Annotated in this window: 16 protein-coding genes and 2 pseudogenes; 6 read left to right on the top strand and 12 right to left on the bottom strand. The window is 72.6% G+C overall.

Annotated features, from left to right (window positions below):
• Positions 1-15: 15 nt before the first annotated feature.
• Entirely contained in the window at positions 16-1914 is a 1899-nt protein-coding gene (locus tag V5O46_RS14895) for a serine/threonine-protein kinase (protein WP_332885064.1), read from the bottom strand.
• 150 nt (positions 1915-2064) lie between these two features.
• Complete coding sequence (locus tag V5O46_RS14890) at positions 2065-2913, bottom strand: menaquinone biosynthetic enzyme MqnA/MqnD family protein (RefSeq protein ID WP_332885063.1); 849 nt, start codon at positions 2911-2913, stop codon at positions 2065-2067.
• Between the two features lie 289 nt (positions 2914-3202).
• Between V5O46_RS14890 and V5O46_RS14885 the strand changes: the two genes are divergently transcribed.
• Positions 3203-3406 (top strand): cold-shock protein, encoded by a 204-nt coding sequence (locus tag V5O46_RS14885; protein ID WP_004984723.1) that lies wholly within the window; start codon positions 3203-3205, stop codon positions 3404-3406.
• A gap of 261 nt (positions 3407-3667) precedes the next feature.
• On the top strand, positions 3668-4312 hold the full coding sequence (locus V5O46_RS14880; RefSeq protein WP_408649001.1) for a class I SAM-dependent DNA methyltransferase: 645 nt from the start codon (positions 3668-3670) through the stop codon (positions 4310-4312).
• Between the two features lie 69 nt (positions 4313-4381).
• Here V5O46_RS14880 and V5O46_RS14875 read toward each other — a convergent pair whose 3' ends face one another.
• Both V5O46_RS14875 and V5O46_RS14870 read right to left on the bottom strand, forming a co-directional pair.
• The gene (locus V5O46_RS14875; protein ID WP_332885061.1) at positions 4382-6376 is read right to left on the bottom strand and encodes an AMP-dependent synthetase/ligase; all 1995 of its coding nucleotides are present in this window, start codon (positions 6374-6376) and stop codon (positions 4382-4384) included.
• 324 nt (positions 6377-6700) lie between these two features.
• Positions 6701-7144: pseudogene (locus V5O46_RS14870) on the bottom strand (thiolase family protein); the annotation flags it as partial.
• Between the two features lie 119 nt (positions 7145-7263).
• Here V5O46_RS14870 and V5O46_RS14865 point away from each other — a divergent pair.
• Positions 7264-7761, top strand: a pseudogene (locus V5O46_RS14865) (SDR family oxidoreductase); the annotation flags it as partial.
• The gene (locus V5O46_RS14860) at positions 7758-8657 is read left to right on the top strand and encodes a MaoC/PaaZ C-terminal domain-containing protein (RefSeq protein ID WP_332885060.1); all 900 of its coding nucleotides are present in this window, start codon (positions 7758-7760) and stop codon (positions 8655-8657) included. The pseudogene V5O46_RS14865 and the gene V5O46_RS14860, both read left to right, overlap by 4 nt.
• Here the strand turns inward: V5O46_RS14860 and V5O46_RS14855 are convergent.
• From V5O46_RS14855 to V5O46_RS14820, 8 genes are all read right to left on the bottom strand, one after another.
• On the bottom strand, positions 8645-9439 hold the full coding sequence (locus V5O46_RS14855) for a TetR/AcrR family transcriptional regulator (protein ID WP_332885059.1): 795 nt from the start codon (positions 9437-9439) through the stop codon (positions 8645-8647). The two genes, V5O46_RS14860 and V5O46_RS14855, sit on opposite strands and share 13 nt — an antisense overlap.
• 186 nt (positions 9440-9625) lie before the next feature.
• Positions 9626-10942: a dicarboxylate/amino acid:cation symporter gene (locus tag V5O46_RS14850; RefSeq protein ID WP_332885058.1), complete on the bottom strand. Its 1317-nt coding sequence runs from the start codon at positions 10940-10942 to the stop codon at positions 9626-9628.
• Between the two features lie 65 nt (positions 10943-11007).
• Positions 11008-11109 carry a putative leader peptide gene (locus V5O46_RS14845; protein WP_332885057.1) on the bottom strand — a complete coding sequence of 34 codons (102 nt, stop codon included), beginning with the start codon at positions 11107-11109 and terminating at the stop codon, positions 11008-11010.
• 244 nt (positions 11110-11353) lie between these two features.
• Positions 11354-11644, bottom strand: a complete 291-nt coding sequence (locus V5O46_RS14840) for a DUF4229 domain-containing protein (RefSeq protein WP_332885056.1) — start codon at positions 11642-11644, stop codon at positions 11354-11356.
• Between the two features lie 150 nt (positions 11645-11794).
• Positions 11795-12319, bottom strand: coding sequence for a GNAT family N-acetyltransferase (locus V5O46_RS14835; protein ID WP_332885055.1), 525 nt, complete (start codon positions 12317-12319; stop codon positions 11795-11797).
• Positions 12320-12436: 117 nt separating this feature from the next.
• Positions 12437-13600: an aminofutalosine synthase MqnE gene (gene mqnE, locus V5O46_RS14830; protein ID WP_332885054.1), complete on the bottom strand. Its 1164-nt coding sequence runs from the start codon at positions 13598-13600 to the stop codon at positions 12437-12439.
• Between the two features lie 122 nt (positions 13601-13722).
• Entirely contained in the window at positions 13723-14178 is a 456-nt protein-coding gene (locus tag V5O46_RS14825; RefSeq protein ID WP_332885053.1) for an Lrp/AsnC family transcriptional regulator, read from the bottom strand.
• A 128-nt stretch (positions 14179-14306) separates the two neighbouring features.
• Entirely contained in the window at positions 14307-14996 is a 690-nt protein-coding gene (locus tag V5O46_RS14820) for a UbiX family flavin prenyltransferase (RefSeq protein ID WP_332885052.1), read from the bottom strand.
• Positions 14997-15087: 91 nt separating this feature from the next.
• Here V5O46_RS14820 and V5O46_RS14815 point away from each other — a divergent pair, with 91 nt between their 5' ends.
• Together V5O46_RS14815 and V5O46_RS14810 are read left to right on the top strand one after the other, a co-directional pair.
• Complete coding sequence (locus V5O46_RS14815; protein ID WP_332885051.1) at positions 15088-15714, top strand: rhomboid family intramembrane serine protease; 627 nt, start codon at positions 15088-15090, stop codon at positions 15712-15714.
• Between the two features lie 307 nt (positions 15715-16021).
• Entirely contained in the window at positions 16022-16435 is a 414-nt protein-coding gene (locus tag V5O46_RS14810; protein ID WP_332885050.1) for a peptidoglycan-binding domain-containing protein, read from the top strand.
• The last annotated feature ends 60 nt before the right edge of the window (positions 16436-16495 follow it).

The following is a 16495-nucleotide window of genomic DNA, read 5'->3' as shown; positions in this document are numbered from 1 at the left end:
CGCGGGGGCGGCCGGTCAGCCGACCCTCGACAGGCGGGCCTCCGGGCGGCCCGATTCCTCGCTCTCCGAGGTGTACTTCAGGTCGTCGCCGACCGGGGTGAGGCGGACGGTCGTGGGGGCCGGGTTGCAGCCGCTGTGGTTGGTCTCGGCGCCCACGGACCTGGCGACGAGCTCCTTGTCCGTCACCTGCTTCAGGGTCAGTACGTCGACGCAGACGCCGCCGAGCGCGTCGGTCTGGTGGAGTCGGCCCAGCTCGTCCCCCGGGTCGGCGCGCTCGACGGTGATGCGGAAGGTGCCCAGCGGCAGCCTGCCGTTCAGGGCGGTGCCCTGGCCCTCCCAGGTGCCGAGGTAGGCGGCGGGCACGGAGTCCTCGCCGGTGTCGGCGCCGGGTTCCGTGGCGGCGGGGGGCGTACCGGTGTCGTTCCCGTCGCCGCCTTGGCCACCCGGCAGCAGGTCGAGGACGAACACCGAGCTGACCGTCACCGCGGCCAGTGCCCCGGCGACGGCGAGGGCCACAGTGCAGCTCAGCCGCCGGGCCCGGCCGCCGGTCCCCTCGGGTGTCGAGGTCGCTGCGACGGAGACGGAGACCCTGCCGGGGCGTCGGCCCGAGGGCTGGGTCGGCTCGTACCGGTGCGCTAGCTCGTGCGGGTGGGCGTTCCGGGGGGCGTGGACGGAGGAGGACGGCACGGAGGAGGACGGCACGGAGGAGGACGGCACGGAGGAGGACGGGACGGAGGAGGACGGGACGGAGTGGGACGGCGCGGAGACGGGTTCCCGTGGCGGCATTGCCGGGGGCGGCCCGAAGCCGCCTGCCGCCGGAGCACCGGCACCCGAACCGCCCGGAAAACCGCCCGGCGCCGGACCGAGCCCCGAACCACCCGGGAAACCATCCCCCGCCGGAGCACCCTGAGAACCGCCCGCCGCCGGAGCACCGGCACCCCGACCACCCGGAGTGTCCTCCGCGGTCACCGCCGGGCTGCTGAAGCCCATCGGGCCGGACGGTGCGGGGCCCTCCCCCGTCGTCTCCAGGTTCAGCAGCTGTACGGCGCTGCGGCTGACCTGCTCCACCAGCGGGCCCGGCAGCCAGCCGCCCGTGACGAGGCGGGCCGCACCCGCGGGCGCGAGTCGGCGGGCGAGCTCCGCCGGGGCCGGGCGCGCGGCCGGGTCCTTGGCCAGGCATTCCGCCACCAGGTCCCGTACCTCGCCGGTCAGGGCGCCCAGCTCCGGCTGCTCGTGGACCACCTTGTACAGCAGCGCCGCCGAGGAGTCGCCGGGGAACGGGGGCTCGCCGGTCGCCGCGAAGGCCAGCACGGCGCCCAGGGAGAACACGTCCGCGGCGCCCGTGACGCCCTTGCCGAGGATCTGCTCGGGTGCCATGTAGCCGGGCGAGCCGATCGACACGCCGGTCGAGGTCAGGGAGGCCGTGCCGTCGGTGGCGCGGGCGATGCCGAAGTCGATCAGCAGGGGGCCGTCGAGGGTGAGCAGCACGTTGGACGGTTTCACGTCACGGTGGACCAGGCCCAGCTCGTGCACGGCCGCCAGCGCCTCGCCGAGGCCCGCGCCCAGCGCCCGTACGGTGTGCTCGGGCAGCGCGCCGGTGTCCGCGACCGCCGAGGTCAGGGAGGGTCCTGCGGCGTACGCCGTGGCCACCCAGGGCACCCGCGCCTCCGGGTCGGCGTCCAGGACCGGCGCGGTCCAGGCGCCGCCAACCCGGCGCGCGGCCTCGACCTCGCGGCGGAAGCGGGCCCGGAACTCCTCGTCGAGCGCGAAGTGCGGGTGCACGATCTTCACCGCGACGGTGCGGCCCCCGGCGCTGCGGCCCAGGTAGACCCGGCCCATGCCGCCCGAGCCGAGCCGGCCGAGCAGCCGGTAGGGCCCGAGGACCGTGGGTTCGTCGCTGTCGAGCGGCTGCATGGGCGTCCACCCTCCCCGTATCCCCGTAATCCCCCGTGACGCCGTGACAGGCAGCAGCGTAGTGGCGGGGCACCTGCTGCGGCCCCCGAGGCGTCGGGGCCCCGAGCCTCCGAGGCCCCAGGAGGAGTCCCAGGGCTGAAGGCTCAGGGCTCAGGGACGGAGCAGGTCCACCGTCACGTCCGCCGGGAAGCCGGTCGTCGGGCCGACCCGGCGGGCGAACTCCGCGACCGCCGCCAGCTGCCGGGTGCCGAGTCGGAAGTCGAGGGTGGTGAAGTACTGGGCGAGGGTCCGCTCGTCGAAGTCCTCCCAGCGGGCCGCCTGCTCGGCGACCTTGCCGACCTCCTCCAGGGAGAGGTTGCGGGAGGCGAGGAAGGCCTCGTGCACCTGGCGGGTGATCACAGGCTCGCGTTCGGCGTAGTCGCGCCGGGCGGCCCAGACTGCGAAGACGAACGGCAGGCCCGTCCACTCCTTCCACAGGGTGCCCAGGTCGTGCACCTCCAGGCCGAAGCGGGGGCCGTCGAGCATGTTGGCGCGCAGCGCCGCGTCGCCGATGAGGACGGCCGCCTCGGCCTCCTGCATCATCAGGCTCAGGTCGGGCGGGCAGCTGTAGTAGTCGGGCCGGACGCCGTAGCGATCGGCCAGCAGCAGCTGGGCCAGGCGCACGGAGGTGCGTGAGGTGGAGCCGAGGGCGACCCGGGCGCCGTCCAGCTGCTCCAGCGGCCGCTGCGACACGATCACGCAGGACATCACCGGGCCGTCGCAGCCGACGGCGATGTCGGGGAAGGCGACGAGCCGGTCGGTGTGCCTGAGGAACTCGACCAGGGTGATCGGGCCGATGTCGAGGTCCCCTCGCACCAGCTGCTCGCTGAGCTTCTCCGGGGTGTCCTTGGTCAGCTCGAAGTCGAGGAGCGTGCCCGTTCTCGCGAGCCCCCAGTACAGGGGCAGGCAGTTCAGGAACTGGATGTGGCCGACGCGCGGCCGGGTGCGAGAATTGTCCACATCGTGAGGCTAGCCCTCGTCCCACGGGCTCCGGGCGCCGACCCCCGGCGTCAGGGAGACCGAAGTCGCGTTCAAACATTCGGGTGAAGTGATCTTGACCTCTGTTGCTTTCGGCCGCCTGCATGCTAGGCTCGCCGCAAGTTGCAGTTTGGTTTCCCTTGCAGTGCAGAGCCTGCGGAGCATGTGACCGCGGGCTCTAGTCATTCTCAGACATATGCAGTTGTGCAGAATTTCTCTTCACACTTGCTGGTTCTGGAGCAGGGCAACCCTTTGAGCCCAAGGAGGGCTTATGGCTACCGGAACCGTGAAGTGGTTCAACGCCGAAAAGGGCTTTGGTTTCATCGCCCAGGAAGGCGGCGGCCCCGACGTCTTCGTCCACTACTCCGCGATCAACGCGACCGGCTTCCGGTCCCTCGAGGAGAACCAGCAGGTGTCCTTCGACGTCACGCAGGGCCCGAAGGGCCCGCAGGCGGAGAATGTCACTCCTGTCTGATTGACAGCAGTACCCAAGGAGCCCCGCGCCGTTCCGGTGACGGGGCTCCTGCCCTTTTGAGGACCCGGCTCCCTCATCCCGGGCGCCGCCGGTCGCTGAATTCCTGGTGAATTCCTCCCGTACACGCCGCATGATCAGCGCGAACTCCTGCCCCTGGGATACGGCCCGCAGTCATGGCCGTAGCCATTGCCGTGGCGGCCGATGATGTCAGTGGTCGCCCCTAGAGTGCCCGCCATGACCGCCGAGACCGCCATGACCGCCATGACCGCCATGACCGCCGAGACGATCAACACCCGCACGTTCTACGACGCCATCGCCGAGGACTACTCGGTCCGGTACCGGGATGTACTCGCCGCCCAGCCCCTGGACCGGGGCGTGCTGGCGGGCTTCGCCGAGCTGGTCGGGGCGGGCGGCCGGGTGGCGGACCTGGGCTGCGGGCCCGGCCGGGTGACCGCCCACCTCGCCGCCCTGGGCCTGGACGTCTACGGCCTCGACCTCTCCGCGTCGATGCTCGCCGTCGCCCGGCGCGAGAACCCCGGGCTGCGGTTCGAGCAGGGTTCGATGACCGGGATACCGGCCGCCGACGGGGAGCTGGCCGGGGTGGTGTCCTGGTACTCGTCCATCCATACGGCGGACGAGCGGCTGCCGGGGCTCTTCGCCGAGTTCCGGCGGGTGCTGGCCCCCGGCGGGTACCTCCTGCTCGCCTTCCAGACGGGTGACGAGCCCCGGCGCGTCGAGCGGCCCTTCGGCCACCCCGTCTCCCTCGACTTCCGCCGGCTGCGGCCCGGGCGTGTCGCCGAGCTGCTGGAGGGGGCGGGGTTCGGTCTCCGCGCGCGGACCGTGCGGGAGCCGGCCGAGGAGTCGGGCGAGTCAACCCCCCAGGCCTTTCTGATCGCCCGCCGCTGAGCCCCGAGAGCGCCCGGCGGTGGCGTCCCGCCGCCGGTCACCACGGTTCCCGGGGCCCAGACCCACCGGTCACTGTCCTGACCAGCCCCCGCCCCCGCCCGCGCCGCTGCCCCGTCCCCGTCCCCCGTGCCGGTCCCGGTCACCGTAGAGCCCCTCCACCACCTCCGCGAAGTCCCGCATGATCACATCTCGGCGCAGCTTCATCGACGGGGTGAGATGACCCCGCTCCTCGGTGAAGTCCGCCGGGAGGACGGCGAAGCGGCGGATCGACTCGGGCCGGGAGACGAGCTTGTTGGCCTCGTCGACGGCGCGCTGCAGCACCTCGTGCAGATCCTCGTCGTCGGCGAGCAGCTCCGGCGGCACCGGGTGCTTGCCGTTCATCCGGCGCCAGTGGGTGATGCCGTCCGGGTCGAGGGTGAGCAGGGCCGAGACGTAGGGGCGGGCGTCGCCCAGGACCATGGCGTGCGAGATCAGGGGGTGGGCGCGGAGCCAGTTCTCCAGCGGGGCCGGGGCCACGCTCTTGCCGCCCGCGGTGATCAGCAGCTCCTTCTTCCTCCCGGTGATCGTCAGGTAGCCCTCGTCGTCCAGGGTGCCGATGTCGCCGGTGGCGAACCAGCCGTCCGGCGCGGCCGGGACGACCCCGCCGGCGGCCGGGTCCCAGTAGCCGTGCAGGACCTGGTCGCCGGCGATGAGGATCTCGCCGTCGGCGGCGATCCGGATGCGGGTGCCCGGCAGCGGCCAGCCCACGGTGCCCAGCCGGGGCTGCAGCGGGGGCGTCACCGTGGCCGCGCCGGTGGTCTCGGTCAGCCCGTAGCCCTCGAAGATCTCGATGCCCGCACCGGCGTAGAAGGCGGCCAGTCGGCGGCCCAGCGGGGAGCCGCCGCAGATGGCGTACCGGACCCGGCCGCCCAGGGCGTTGCGCAGCCGCCGGTAGGCGAGGGGGTCGTAGACGGCGCGGGCCGCCTTCAGCGCGCGCGAGGGGCCGGGTCCCGTCCCGCTCTGGCGGGCCTCCAGCGCCTCTCCGTACTTCACCGCCACCGATGCCGCGCGCTCGAAGGACGCCGCCCGGCCGATCGATTCGGCCTTGGCGCGTGCGGCGTTGAAGACCTTCTCCAGCAGGTAGGGGATGGTGAGGAGGCAGGTGGGTCGGAAGGCGGCGAAGTCGGGGAGCAGGTCGTCCGGTTTCAGGCTGGGGGCGTGGCCCAACCGGACCCGGGCGCGGACGCAGGCCACGGCGACCATGCGGCCGAAGACGTGGGACATGGGCAGGAAGAGCAGGACGGAGGCTTCCTCGCTGGTCCTCGCCTTGAAGATCGGGTAGAGCAGCTCGATGGCGTTGTCGACCTCGGCGAAGAAGTTCCCGTGGGTGAGGGCGCAGCCCTTCGGGCGGCCGGTGGTGCCCGAGGTGTAGACGAGGGTGGCGAGGGTGCTCGGGCCCAGCATGCCGCGGCGTACGGCGACCTCGGCGTCCGGGACGCCGGCACCGGCCTCCGCCAGCCGCTCCACGTGGTCCTTCTCCATCACCCACAGATGCCGCAGGTCGGGCAGGTGCTCCAGTTCGGGGCCGAGCGCCGCCGCCTGCGCGGCCGTCTCCGTGACCAGGGCGACCGCGCCCGCGTCCTGGAGGATCCAGCGGGTCTGGAAGAGGGAGGACGTCGGGTAGATCGGCACCGTCACCAGGCCGGCCGCCCAGGCGGCGAAGTCGAGGAGCGTCCACTCGTACGTCGTACGGGCCATGATCGCGATCCGGTCGCCGGGCGTCAGGCCCTCCGCGACCAGGCCCTGGGCGACGGCCTGTACCTCCGCGGCGAAGCCGGCCGCCGTCACGTCCGTCCACCGTCCGTCCCGGCCCTTGCGGCTGAGCACGACCGTGCCGGGTGCGGCGGCCGCGTTGTCGTACGGCAGCTCCGCGAGGGAGCCGTGCCGCACCGGCGGCGCGAACGGCGGGACGTGCGCCTCCCGGACCGCCCCGTCCAGCCGCCGGGTCTCGGGCGCCACGAGGGTGGGACCGGGCGCGTCGGCGAAGGCGGCGGACGCGGCGCGGGAGGGAAGGGGGGTCGACACGGGCGGCTCCTGGGACGTGCGGCGGCGACACGGCTCTGCTGCAGCGGCCTGCTGCAGGGCTCTGCTGCAGCAGGCCGCTGCAGCAGGACGTACGCGCCTCGCGCGCCGAGGCGTTCACCGGCGGACCGTCGAGGAAGGGGGTTGCCGCCGGCCGGGATGGAGATCGTACGAGGCTGTCGTGGGGGGTTGGTGCGGGTTCGACGATGGTCCGGAGCCGGGTCTGTGCAACCTCGCGGGTTACGTGAGAGTAGGTCACGTTCGCCCCCCGGCCGTCCGTCCCGGTCCTGGCGCTCACGGGCCTTCCAGCACCGCCCTCACCCCCTCGCCGCCCGCGACCGCGGACTCCGTCCGGCCGGGGGCGATCTTGTCGGCGGCGGCGGTCACGGCCCGGAGGCCGGTACCGCAAGCCTGCTGGAGGTCATGGGCGGGAGTGCGCGGGTCCCGGGCCGAGCCGAGCACGGTCTCGCGGGCGGGGTTGAGGTCGCGGCTGTGCCCGAGGACCGCTCCGGCGACGAACTCGCCGACGGCGCCGGGAGCCGGTAGGCCGTGGCGGCCGACCGGGTCGTTCAGAGGGGGGTGAGCAACTCCCGGTGGGCGGCGGTGGCGTACGGGCCGTCGGAGCGGGCGAGCGGGCGAGCGGGATGGGCGGGCGAGCGGGATGGGCGTACCGCCGACGATCGCGACACGGCGGAACTGGACGCCGCTCTGCGACGGCGGCTGCGGCTGCGGCTGCGGCTGCGGCTGCGGCTGCGGCTGCGCGAGGCTCATCCCGATCTGCTCCTCAGCGTGGAAGGGGCGCGGACGTGGACTTACCTCCGGTAACTTTACTCCAGAGTAAGCAGTTTGCGACCGACCGGGAGACACACATGGCCGACCGTTACCTGAGCCTCGCCGGCATCACCCGGGACCGGCGGCTGGTCAACATGCCCGCCGAGCGCTGGAGTCCGGTGCCGGAGGTGAGTCTGACGAGCGTGCCGCGCACGACGGGCGCACTGCTCACCTCCCGCACGCTGCGGCCGGGCGGCCGGACCGTGGCCACCGCCTCCATCGCCGGGATCGCGGGCAACGCGGGCAACGCGGGGCAGACCGACTACGGGGCGGGCAAGGCGGGGATCGTCGGCCTGGCGCACTCCCTCGCCCCGGGGGCGCTCGCCGAGCACGGGGTGACGGTCGACGCCGTCGCGCCGGGGTTCACCGAGACCAGGACGACGACGGCGGCCGTCCCGCGGTTCCTCCGGGAGGCCGGGCGCCGGATGAACTCCCTGGCCCAGGGCGGGCTTCCGGTCGACGTCGCGGAGACCACCGCCTGGCTCGCGCACCCGGCGTCGGGTGCGGCCAACGGCCAGGTCGTCCGGGTCTGCGGCCGGATTCTGCTGGGGGCATGATGACCACCGACGGGAACGCCGTCACCCTCACCTCCCCGCCCGCACTGCCGCCGCTGCTCGCCCGGGGCGCCCTGCTCTCCCCGCTCAAGCGGCCCCGCCCGGACGCCGGCCACGCCCGTACCCGGCTGCTGCTGCCCGCCCTGCGGGTGGATCCCGCCCGGCTCGCGGCGTACGAGCGGGTGTGCGGCTTCGCGACGGGCGCGGGCCCCGGCGTGCTGCCGGTGACGTATCCGCATGTGCTGGGCTTTCCGCTGGCCATGCGTCTGATGAGCGGACGGGACTTCCCGCTGCCGCTGCTGGGTCTGGTCCACACGTCGATCGAGATCCGGCGGCGCGGCGCGATGCCGGCCGACGGGGAGTACGGACTCGCCGTGCACATCGCCGGGCTGGCACCGCACCGGCGCGGGACCGAGGCCACGGTGGTCACCGAGGTGCTGCGCGGCGGGGATGCCGTATGGGAGTCCCGCAGCACGTATCTGGCGCGGCACCGTACGCGGTGCTCCCCACCGGCGGAGGCGGCGGCGCTCCGGCCGGATCCGGAGCCGCTTCCCGTACGGGACGAGTGGCGGCTCGGCGGCGATCTGGGCCGGCGCTACGGTGCCGCCTCCGGCGATCGCAACCCGATCCACCTGCATCCGCTCGCCGCCCGTCTGTTCGGCTTCCCGCGGGCCATCGCCCACGGCATGTGGACGGTGGCCCGGTGCCTGGCCGCCCATGCCACCCCCGAGGCGGTCGCGGTACGCGCCGGGTTCCGGGCCCCGGTCCTGCTGCCGGGGACGGTGGTGTACGGGGCCGGGGGCGGGCGGTTCGAGTTGCGGGGCGGCGGAGCGGACGGCAGCTCTGCGCGGCCGGACGGCGGCCGGCTGCATCTGACCGGCGAGGTCTACCCGGCCTGAGCCACGGGTGCCGCCGCTGCCCCGGCGGCGACCGCGGGCTCCGCCCCGGCCTCGGGCACGGTCCGCGCCCCGGGCTCCGTCCGGGCACCGAACCCGGCCCCGGTCTCGCGCTCCGTCCCGGCCCCGGTCCCGCCCTCGTCCCCGGGCGGTGGCCAGGAGCGGCCTGCCATCAGGTCGCCCAGGCCGGTCCAGGCGAAGTTCATCAAGGTGGCCGCCGCCTGCCGGGCCGTGACGCCCGGGGTGGCGCCGGCCCAGTCGGCGAGCGACTCCGCGGCTCCGACCAGCGCTTCGGCGAGCCCGGCGACCTCGTGCTTCGGCAGGTCGGGGGCGCGGTGCGCCTCCCGCGCGGCGACGGCGATCAGCTGTGTCACGAACGCGACGATCTCCCGGCGCATCGCGTTGACCTCGGCGGCGAAGATCTCGCCGTGAGTGCGGGCCTGGAGATGCAGCACCGCCCAGCCGTCGGGGTGCTGGGCGGTGTGGGTGAAGAAGGCCCGCAGGCCGTTCCAGAGCTGGCGGTCGGCGGGCAGGTCGGACGGCTGGGCGCCGGCCCGGACGGCCTCGGTGAGCGCCTGCGCCTCGCGGCGGATGCAGGCGCTGAAGAGGTCCTCCTTCGAGTTCAGGTACAGGTACACCAGCGGCTTGGAGACACCGGCGAGTTCGGCGATCTCGTCCATCGACGCGGCCATGTAGCCACGCTGTCCGAAAATCGTCACGGCGGCGTCCAGCATCTGCTGCTCGCGGACCGCACGCGGCATCCGCTTGGTCTTCCCGTCACCCATGCGGCTTAGCGTACGGTCCGTGCGGCAGTCGGCAGGAACTTCCGGCCGTCGGGGCCGGCCCGCCCGGCAGGTCGGCTGAATGCGGCTGCGGTCCGGGCGCCCCGAAGGGCGCGGGGAACCGCGCGGTCGGTCCACGACGGCGCGGCCGTGGACCGACCGCACATCGCGGCACTTCCGGCGGAGCGCTCAGGCGACGGCGGTCACCGGCTCCGGCTCCGGCGCCCGCTGCGGCTCGGGCTCGTCGATCGGCGAGCCGTGCGCGGCGTCGTACGCCGTGCGGTCGAGCAGGCCCTCCCGGGCGGACACGAGGACCGGGACCAGCGCCTGGCCGGCCACGTTGGTCGCGGTGCGGATCATGTCCAGGATCGGGTCGATGGCGAGCAGCAGGCCGACGCCCTCCATCGGCAGGCCGAGCGTGGACAGGGTCAGCGTCAGCATCACCGTGGCGCCGGTGAGACCGGCCGTGGCGGCGGAGCCGATCACCGAGACGAACGCGATCAGCAGGTAGTCGCCGATGCCCAGCTGGATGTCGAAGATCTGCGCGACGAAGATCGCAGCGATCGCGGGGTAGATGGCGGCGCAGCCGTCCATCTTCGTCGTCGCGCCGAACGGCACGGCGAAGGACGCGTACTCCTTCGGAACGCCGAGGCGCTCGGTGACCTTCTGGGTCAGCGGCATGGTGCCGACGGAGGAGCGGGAGACGAAGGCGAGCTGGATCGCCGGCCAGGCGCCCCTGAAGAACTGGACCGGGTTGGCCTTGGCGACGGTGGCGAGCAGCGCAGGGTAGACCACGAAGAGGACGATCGCGCAGCCGACGTAGATGTCTGCGGTGAAGGTGGCGTACTTGCCGATCAGGTCCCAGCCGTAGGTGGCGATGGCCTTGCCGATCAGGCCGACGGTGCCGATCGGGGCGAGCCGGATGACCCACCACAGGGCCTTCTGCAGCAGGGTGAGGACGGACTCGCTGAGGGTGAGGATCGGCTGGGCCTTCTCGCCGAGCTGCAGGGCGGCGATACCGGCGACGGCGGCCATGAAGACGATCTGCAGCACGTTCAGTTCGGTGAACGGCGTGATGACGTCGGTCGGCACGATGCCGGTGAGGAAGTCGATCCAGGAGCCGGTGTTCTCCGGCGCGGCGCCGTCGGCGGGCGTGAGGCCGGTGCCGGCGCCGGGGTTGGTGAGCAGGCCGATGGTGAGGCCGATGCTCACCGCGATCAGCGAGGTGATCATGAACCAGAGGAGGGTGCGGGACGCCAGGCGCGCGGCGTTGTTGACCTTCCGCAGGTTGGTGATCGAGACGAGGATCGCGAAGAAGACGAGCGGGGCGACGGCCAGCTTCAGCAGGCCGATGAAGGTGTCGCCGACCTTCTCCAGGGTGGTGACCAGCCAGGAGACGTCCTGGTTGCGGGCTATCCAGCCGAGCAGGACACCGAGGACGAGACCGGCGAGTATCTGGGCCCAGAAGGGCACCTTGAAGGACTTCAGGCGTGTGGACACGGACATGCTCCGTTAGGGGACGGGACGCGCAGGGCTGACGTGGCGGACGACGGGGGTCGGGACGGAGGACGTCAGGGACGACAGTTCGCGGACGCGCACCGACAGAGGTCCACGTGCAGGCGCGCCACGAGCGGAACGCTCGACGGCGATGAGGGCGCGGCTGCTGACTTCATGCGCTCGACTTTAACACTCATGCTTTGGGACCCCCAAAGCCTGACTTTGATAGGCCGGATGGGGCTCTCACCCTCGGAAACGCAAAGCGCCCCGGTCTCCGGTGAATTCGGAAACCGGGGCGCTCGCGCGTGTGACGGAGGTTACGGCCCTCCGGGCCGGGGCTGCCGCGCCGGGCGCCGGGCAGGCACATCCGCGTGCCGCGCGGTCACGCCCGGGGCCGGGCGGTCCAGGGTGCGGGCCGTGTCACGCCTGGGTGCGGGCGGCCTCGTCGACGGAGTCCTCCTGGCTGCGGTTGGCCTCCAGGTCGGCCTTCATACGGTCCACCCGCTGCACGACCTGCACGGAGGCGCGGTCCCGCTCCTTGCGGAGGACGACGAAGCTGATGGGCGCCGAGAGCAGCAGGGAGAGCAGGATGATCCACATGCCGTTGGAGTCACCGAGACCGCGCGGGAACACGCCGACGTAGACGAGACCCCAGACGACCACGAGGCAGCCCACGAAGATCCCCAGGCGCTTCAGCGTGTAGCGGAGCATCTCAATCCACTCTTCCGTTTCTGGCACAAAGAGGCACCGTCCAGTGAAGCATGCCGGAGCGCCGGCCCTGCAGGGGGGTCCAGCCGGGGCCCGCTGGATGCGCAGGCCCCGGTGAGCGTGCGCGGCCCGGTGAGCGTGCACGTGCGAGGCTCAGTCCAGCGACAGCAGCATGATGATGTCGTCGCGGTCGTCACCGTGGGCCACGCGGATGGCGGCGGGGATCCGGCCGACCTCCTTGTAGCCGCAGGAGGCGTAGAACCGCTCCAGGCCGACGCCGCCCCGGCAGGTGAGCCGGACCGCCTCGATGCCGTCGAGGGTGCGGGCGGCGTCCGCGGCGGCGGCCAGCAGGTCCCGGCCGTACCCCCGGCCCTGGTGCCGCGGGTGCACCATCACCGTGTAGAGCCACAGCCAGTGCACCATCAACCGGTGGGTGTTGAGGGTGAGGAAGGCGGTGGCGGCCACCGCACCGTCGGTGTCGTGCCCGACGAGCAGCCGCGTGCGGCCCTCGGCCATGGCCGCCAGATGCTTGACCAGTTCGGGCCGGATGGCATCCCGGTCGACCGGGGGCACGAAGCCGACCGAGCCGCCCGCGTTGGAGACGTCGGTCCACAGGTCGAGGATGCCGTCACGGAGCTCGGGTGTGACGGCGGGATCGAGCGTGAAGGTAAGGGACACATATCGATGGTAACCCTTACCCTCACTCGAGTGGCCGCCATCGGCCGGTGCCGCCCCCACCCCGCGCGAGTCCCCGCGGGTATCCCCGCGTGGATCCCCGCCTGAGTCCGGACGGTCTCACACCCGCATCGGCTGCGGGGCGTCGCGCCGCGCCGGGTCCGGGCCGTCGTACTCCCGGACGACCTCGTAGCGCGTGTTGCGCTCCACCGGACGGAAACCGGCGTCGCGGATCAGGTCGAGCAGGTCCTCGCGGGTGAGCTTGTTCGGCGTGCCGTAGTTGTCCGCGTCGTGGGTGATCTTGTACTCGACGACCGAGCCGTCCATGTCGTCGGCACCGTGCTGGAGCGCCAGCTGCGCGGTCTGCACCCCGTGCATCACCCAGAAGACCTTGAGGTGCGGGACGTTGTCGAAGAGCAGCCGGGAGACGGCGAAGGTCTTCAGGGCCTCGGCTCCGGTGGCCATCTGGGTCCGGGCCTGCAGCCGGTTGCGGACCTTGCCGTCCTGCATGTCGACGAAGTCGTGCTGGTAGCGCAGCGGGATGAAGACCTGGAAGCCGCCGGTCTCGTCCTGCAGTTCGCGCAGCCGCAGCACGTGGTCGACGCGGTGGCGGGGCTCCTCGACGTGGCCGTACAGCATGGTGCACGGGGTCTTCAGCCCCTTCTCGTGCGCCAGTCGGTGGATGCGCGACCAGTCCTCCCAGTGGGTGCGGTGGTCGACGATGTGCTGCCGGACCTCCCAGTCGAAGATCTCCGCGCCGCCGCCGGTGAGGGACTCCAGACCGGCGTCGATCAGCTCGTCGAGGATCTCGGAGGCGGACAGCCCGGAGATGGTCTCGAAGTGGTGGATCTCGGTTGCGGTGAACGCCTTCAGGGAGACGTCCGGCAGGGCGGCCTTCAGCTCCCGCAGCGAACGCGGGTAGTACCGCCACGGGAGATTCGGGTGCAGACCGTTGACGATGTGCAGCTCGGTGAGGTTCTCCGCCTCCATCGACCTCGCCAGCTTCACGGCCTCCTCGATGCGCATGGTGTACGCGTCCTTCTCGCCGGGCTTGCGCTGGAAGGAGCAGTAGGCGCAGGAGGCCGTGCACACGTTGGTCATGTTGAGGTGGCGGTTGACGTTGAAGTGGACGACGTCGCCGTTCTTCCGCGTCCGCACCTCGTGCGCGAGGCCGCCCAGCCAGGCCAGGTCGTCCGACTCGTACAGCGCGATGCCGTCCTCGCGGGTCAGGCGGACGCCCGCCCTGACCTTCTCCTCCAGCTCGCGCCTGAGCCCGACGTCCATGCCGATTCCCTCTCTGCCGAAGAGTTGTGAAGACTCGCGAAGACCTGCGAGGACTTTCCTGAGCCGTCCGAAGCCGTCCGAAGCCGTCCGAAGCCGGCTCCGCCCACCGTACGCCCAGCCGGCTACACCGATTCCGGCAGCTCACCCACCCGGTTCTCCCACTTGGTGGAGAGCACGATCGTGGTACGGGTGCGGGAGACGCCCTTGGTGCCGGAGAGCCGGCGGATGATCTTCTCCAGGCCGTCCACGTCGGTCGCCCGCACCTTGAGCATGTAGGAGTCGTCGCCGGCGATGAACCAGCAGTCCTCGATCTCCTGGAGGTCCTTCAGCCGCTGGGCCACGTCCTCGTGGTCGGTGGCGTCGGACAGCGAGATGCCGATGAGGGCGGTGACGCCGAGGCCCAGCGAGGCGGCGTCGACGGTGGCCCGGTAGCCGGTGATGACACCGGCCGCCTCCAGCCGGTTGATGCGGTCGGTGACACTGGGTCCCGACAGTCCGACGAGGCGCCCCAGCTCCGCATAGGAGGCCCGGCCGTTCTCCCTCAGGGCCTGGATGAGCTGCCTGTCCACCGCGTCCATGCGATCGAAGCCTTCCGGTGTATTCCGATGAATTGAGGTACGGGAAGAGAAGACGAGATACGAGATACGAGATTCGGGAGTCGGGAATCGGGAGTCGGGAATCGGGATCGGGGTTGACGGGACAGGGGTCAGGGGGTGCGCGAACCGCCGCCCAGCTCACCCCGCCAGCGCCGGTACAGCCCGTGCTCGACGCCCGCCGCGTCCAGGACGCGTCCGGCGACGAAGTCCACCAGGTCCTGGATGTGCGTCGCGCCCGCGTAGAAGGCCGGTGAGGCGGGGACCACGGCCGCGCCGGCGTCGTCCAGGGTCACCAGATGCCGGAGGGTACGGCCGTCCAGCGGGGTCTCCCGGACGGCCACCACCAGTCTGCGCCCCTCCTTCAGGGTGACGCTCGCCGCCCGCTGCAGCAGGTCCTTCGACAGCCCGAGGGCGACACCGGCCACGCACGCCGTCGAGGCGGGCACGATCAGCATGCCCCGGGTGCGGTACGACCCCGAGGACGGTCCGGCGGCCAGGTCCCCGGCGCTCCAGTGCCGTACCCGGTCGGTGCCGAGGTCGACGTCGAAGGAGCCGGGCTTGCCATCGGCCCCGCGGGACAGCCATTCCCGCAGGTCGTCCCGCCAGTGGGCGTCCCGGAAGGAGATGCCGGTCTCGTCGAGCAGGGTGAGCCGCGAGGCCCGGCTGACGACCAGGTCGACGCTTTCGCCCGCGGCGAGGAGCGCGCGCAGAACCGAGGCGGCATACGGGGTGCCGGAGGCACCGGACACCCCTACGATCCAAGGCGTACGCCGCGTCTCTCCTGGCTTGACTGGGTTCACGACACCGAGCCTATCCGGCCGCGCGGGGCGGGAACCGGTCAAGGGGTGCCGGGCGTTCTCCGGAGGGGACGCGCAAGCAGTGGGGGTCGACATGTCGGGTACGCCGGGCACGCTGGGCACGGGGCGCGACCGGTCGCCCGGAGACCGTGCGACGACCGCGGCCAAGCTGATGGTGGGCTGGGTCGCGCTGCTGTGGCTGCTGGAGGTCGTCGACGTGGCCAGCGGCCATGCGCTGGACCGCTTCGGCATCGTCCCGCGCGTCCCGTCCGAGCTGGCCGACGTCGTCCCCGCCTCGTTCATCCACTTCGGCTTCGCCCATGTGGCCGCCAACAGTCTGCCGCTGCTCGTCCTCGGTTTCCTCGCCGCGCTGGGCGGGATCGGCCGCTTCCTCGCGGTCTGCGCCCTGATCGTCGTCGCGGACGGCCTCGGCGTCTGGCTGGTCTCCCCGGAGTACAGCAACACCGCGGGCGCGTCCGGCCTGGTCTTCGGCCTCTTCGGCTTCCTCCTGGTCAGCGGCTTCGTGGAGCGCCGGCCGGTCGGTGTCCTGGTCGGGGTGCTGATCGCCGCGATATGGGGCGGCTCCATCCTGGCCGGCATAGCCCCGACCCAGGCCGGCGTCAGCTGGCAGGGCCATCTGATCGGGCTGGCGGCGGGGGTGGCGGCGGCGTTCCTGTTCCGGCGCCGCACCGGGCCCGCCGACGCGCCGCTCGGCCCCTGAGCCCGGGCTCCGCGTCCGGCCCGCTCCGCCGGGCGTTCCAGACCGTCCCACCGGATGGAGTTCCCGGGTCACGTCCCCGCAGGTGAGCGACTGGGACATCCCAGGAACTCCCGGGACGTCCCGGATCGTGGCGCCACCGCCGGAGCGCCGGACAGTCTGGAGGCGCATGCGCACCGCACCACCGGCCCGATCCGACAGGCAGTCGGCTCCGGCCTCGGCGAGCGGAGACGCATGCGGGTCCGAGCGTGCACGTGCGACGCACGGCGCGCCGCGGCCCGGAACCGACCCCCTCTCGGAAGGAACACCCATGCAGCTTCGCCTCCGTACCGGAGCCGCCGCCCTGGCCGCGACCGCCGCACTCGTCGGCGCGGCCGGAGCCACGGCTCCCGCCGCGGTCGCGGCGCCCGCGACCGCCGGGAAGGCCGCCGCGTCGTCCTGCACCTACGGCAGCATCGGCTGGTACTGCGGCCACTACTACGCCACACCGCAGCGCAGTGTCACGCTCTCCTACGGCAGCAGCGGAGCCGCCGTCCGCGAGCTGCAGGACCTGATCGGCTCGACGACGGCCTACTACGCGTACCACAACCAGCCTCTCACCGTGGACGGTCAGTTCGGGCCGCAGACCCGCAGTGCCGTCCGCTGGTTCCAGGGCCACTACATGGGGAAGGGCGCGGTCGACGGCATCGTCGGCCCGAAGACCTGGCGCGAGCTGCGCGGCTGACCCGGCGCACCGCCCCCGCCCGGAGACAGACCCGACCGGCCCGGCACCGGGCCTCGGACG

Source organism: Streptomyces poriticola, from assembly GCF_036689765.1.
Taxonomy (GTDB): Bacteria; Actinomycetota; Actinomycetes; order Streptomycetales; family Streptomycetaceae; genus Streptomyces; species Streptomyces poriticola.
Note: the sequence above shows the minus strand (reverse complement) of the source record. Positions and strands in the feature narration are given on the sequence as shown.

Bases quoted from the DNA above. Each gene is read 5' to 3' on its own strand.
- V5O46_RS14895 (WP_332885064.1), bottom strand. From the start codon at position 1,914: ATGCAGCCGCTCGACAGCGACGAACCCACGGTCCTCGGGCCCTACCGG.
- V5O46_RS14885 (WP_004984723.1), top strand. From the start codon at position 3,203: ATGGCTACCGGAACCGTGAAGTGGTTCAACGCCGAAAAGGGCTTTGGT.
- V5O46_RS14880 (WP_408649001.1), top strand. From the start codon at position 3,668: ATGACCGCCATGACCGCCGAGACGATCAACACCCGCACGTTCTACGAC.
- V5O46_RS14860 (WP_332885060.1), top strand. From the start codon at position 7,758: ATGATGACCACCGACGGGAACGCCGTCACCCTCACCTCCCCGCCCGCA.
- V5O46_RS14855 (WP_332885059.1), bottom strand. From the start codon at position 9,439: ATGGGTGACGGGAAGACCAAGCGGATGCCGCGTGCGGTCCGCGAGCAG.
- V5O46_RS14850 (WP_332885058.1), bottom strand. From the start codon at position 10,942: ATGTCCGTGTCCACACGCCTGAAGTCCTTCAAGGTGCCCTTCTGGGCC.
- V5O46_RS14845 (WP_332885057.1), bottom strand. From the start codon at position 11,109: ATGAAGTCAGCAGCCGCGCCCTCATCGCCGTCGAGCGTTCCGCTCGTG.
- V5O46_RS14840 (WP_332885056.1), bottom strand. From the start codon at position 11,644: ATGCTCCGCTACACGCTGAAGCGCCTGGGGATCTTCGTGGGCTGCCTC.
- mqnE (WP_332885054.1), bottom strand. From the start codon at position 13,600: ATGGACGTCGGGCTCAGGCGCGAGCTGGAGGAGAAGGTCAGGGCGGGC.
- V5O46_RS14825 (WP_332885053.1), bottom strand. From the start codon at position 14,178: ATGGACGCGGTGGACAGGCAGCTCATCCAGGCCCTGAGGGAGAACGGC.
- V5O46_RS14815 (WP_332885051.1), top strand. From the start codon at position 15,088: ATGTCGGGTACGCCGGGCACGCTGGGCACGGGGCGCGACCGGTCGCCC.
- V5O46_RS14810 (WP_332885050.1), top strand. From the start codon at position 16,022: ATGCAGCTTCGCCTCCGTACCGGAGCCGCCGCCCTGGCCGCGACCGCC.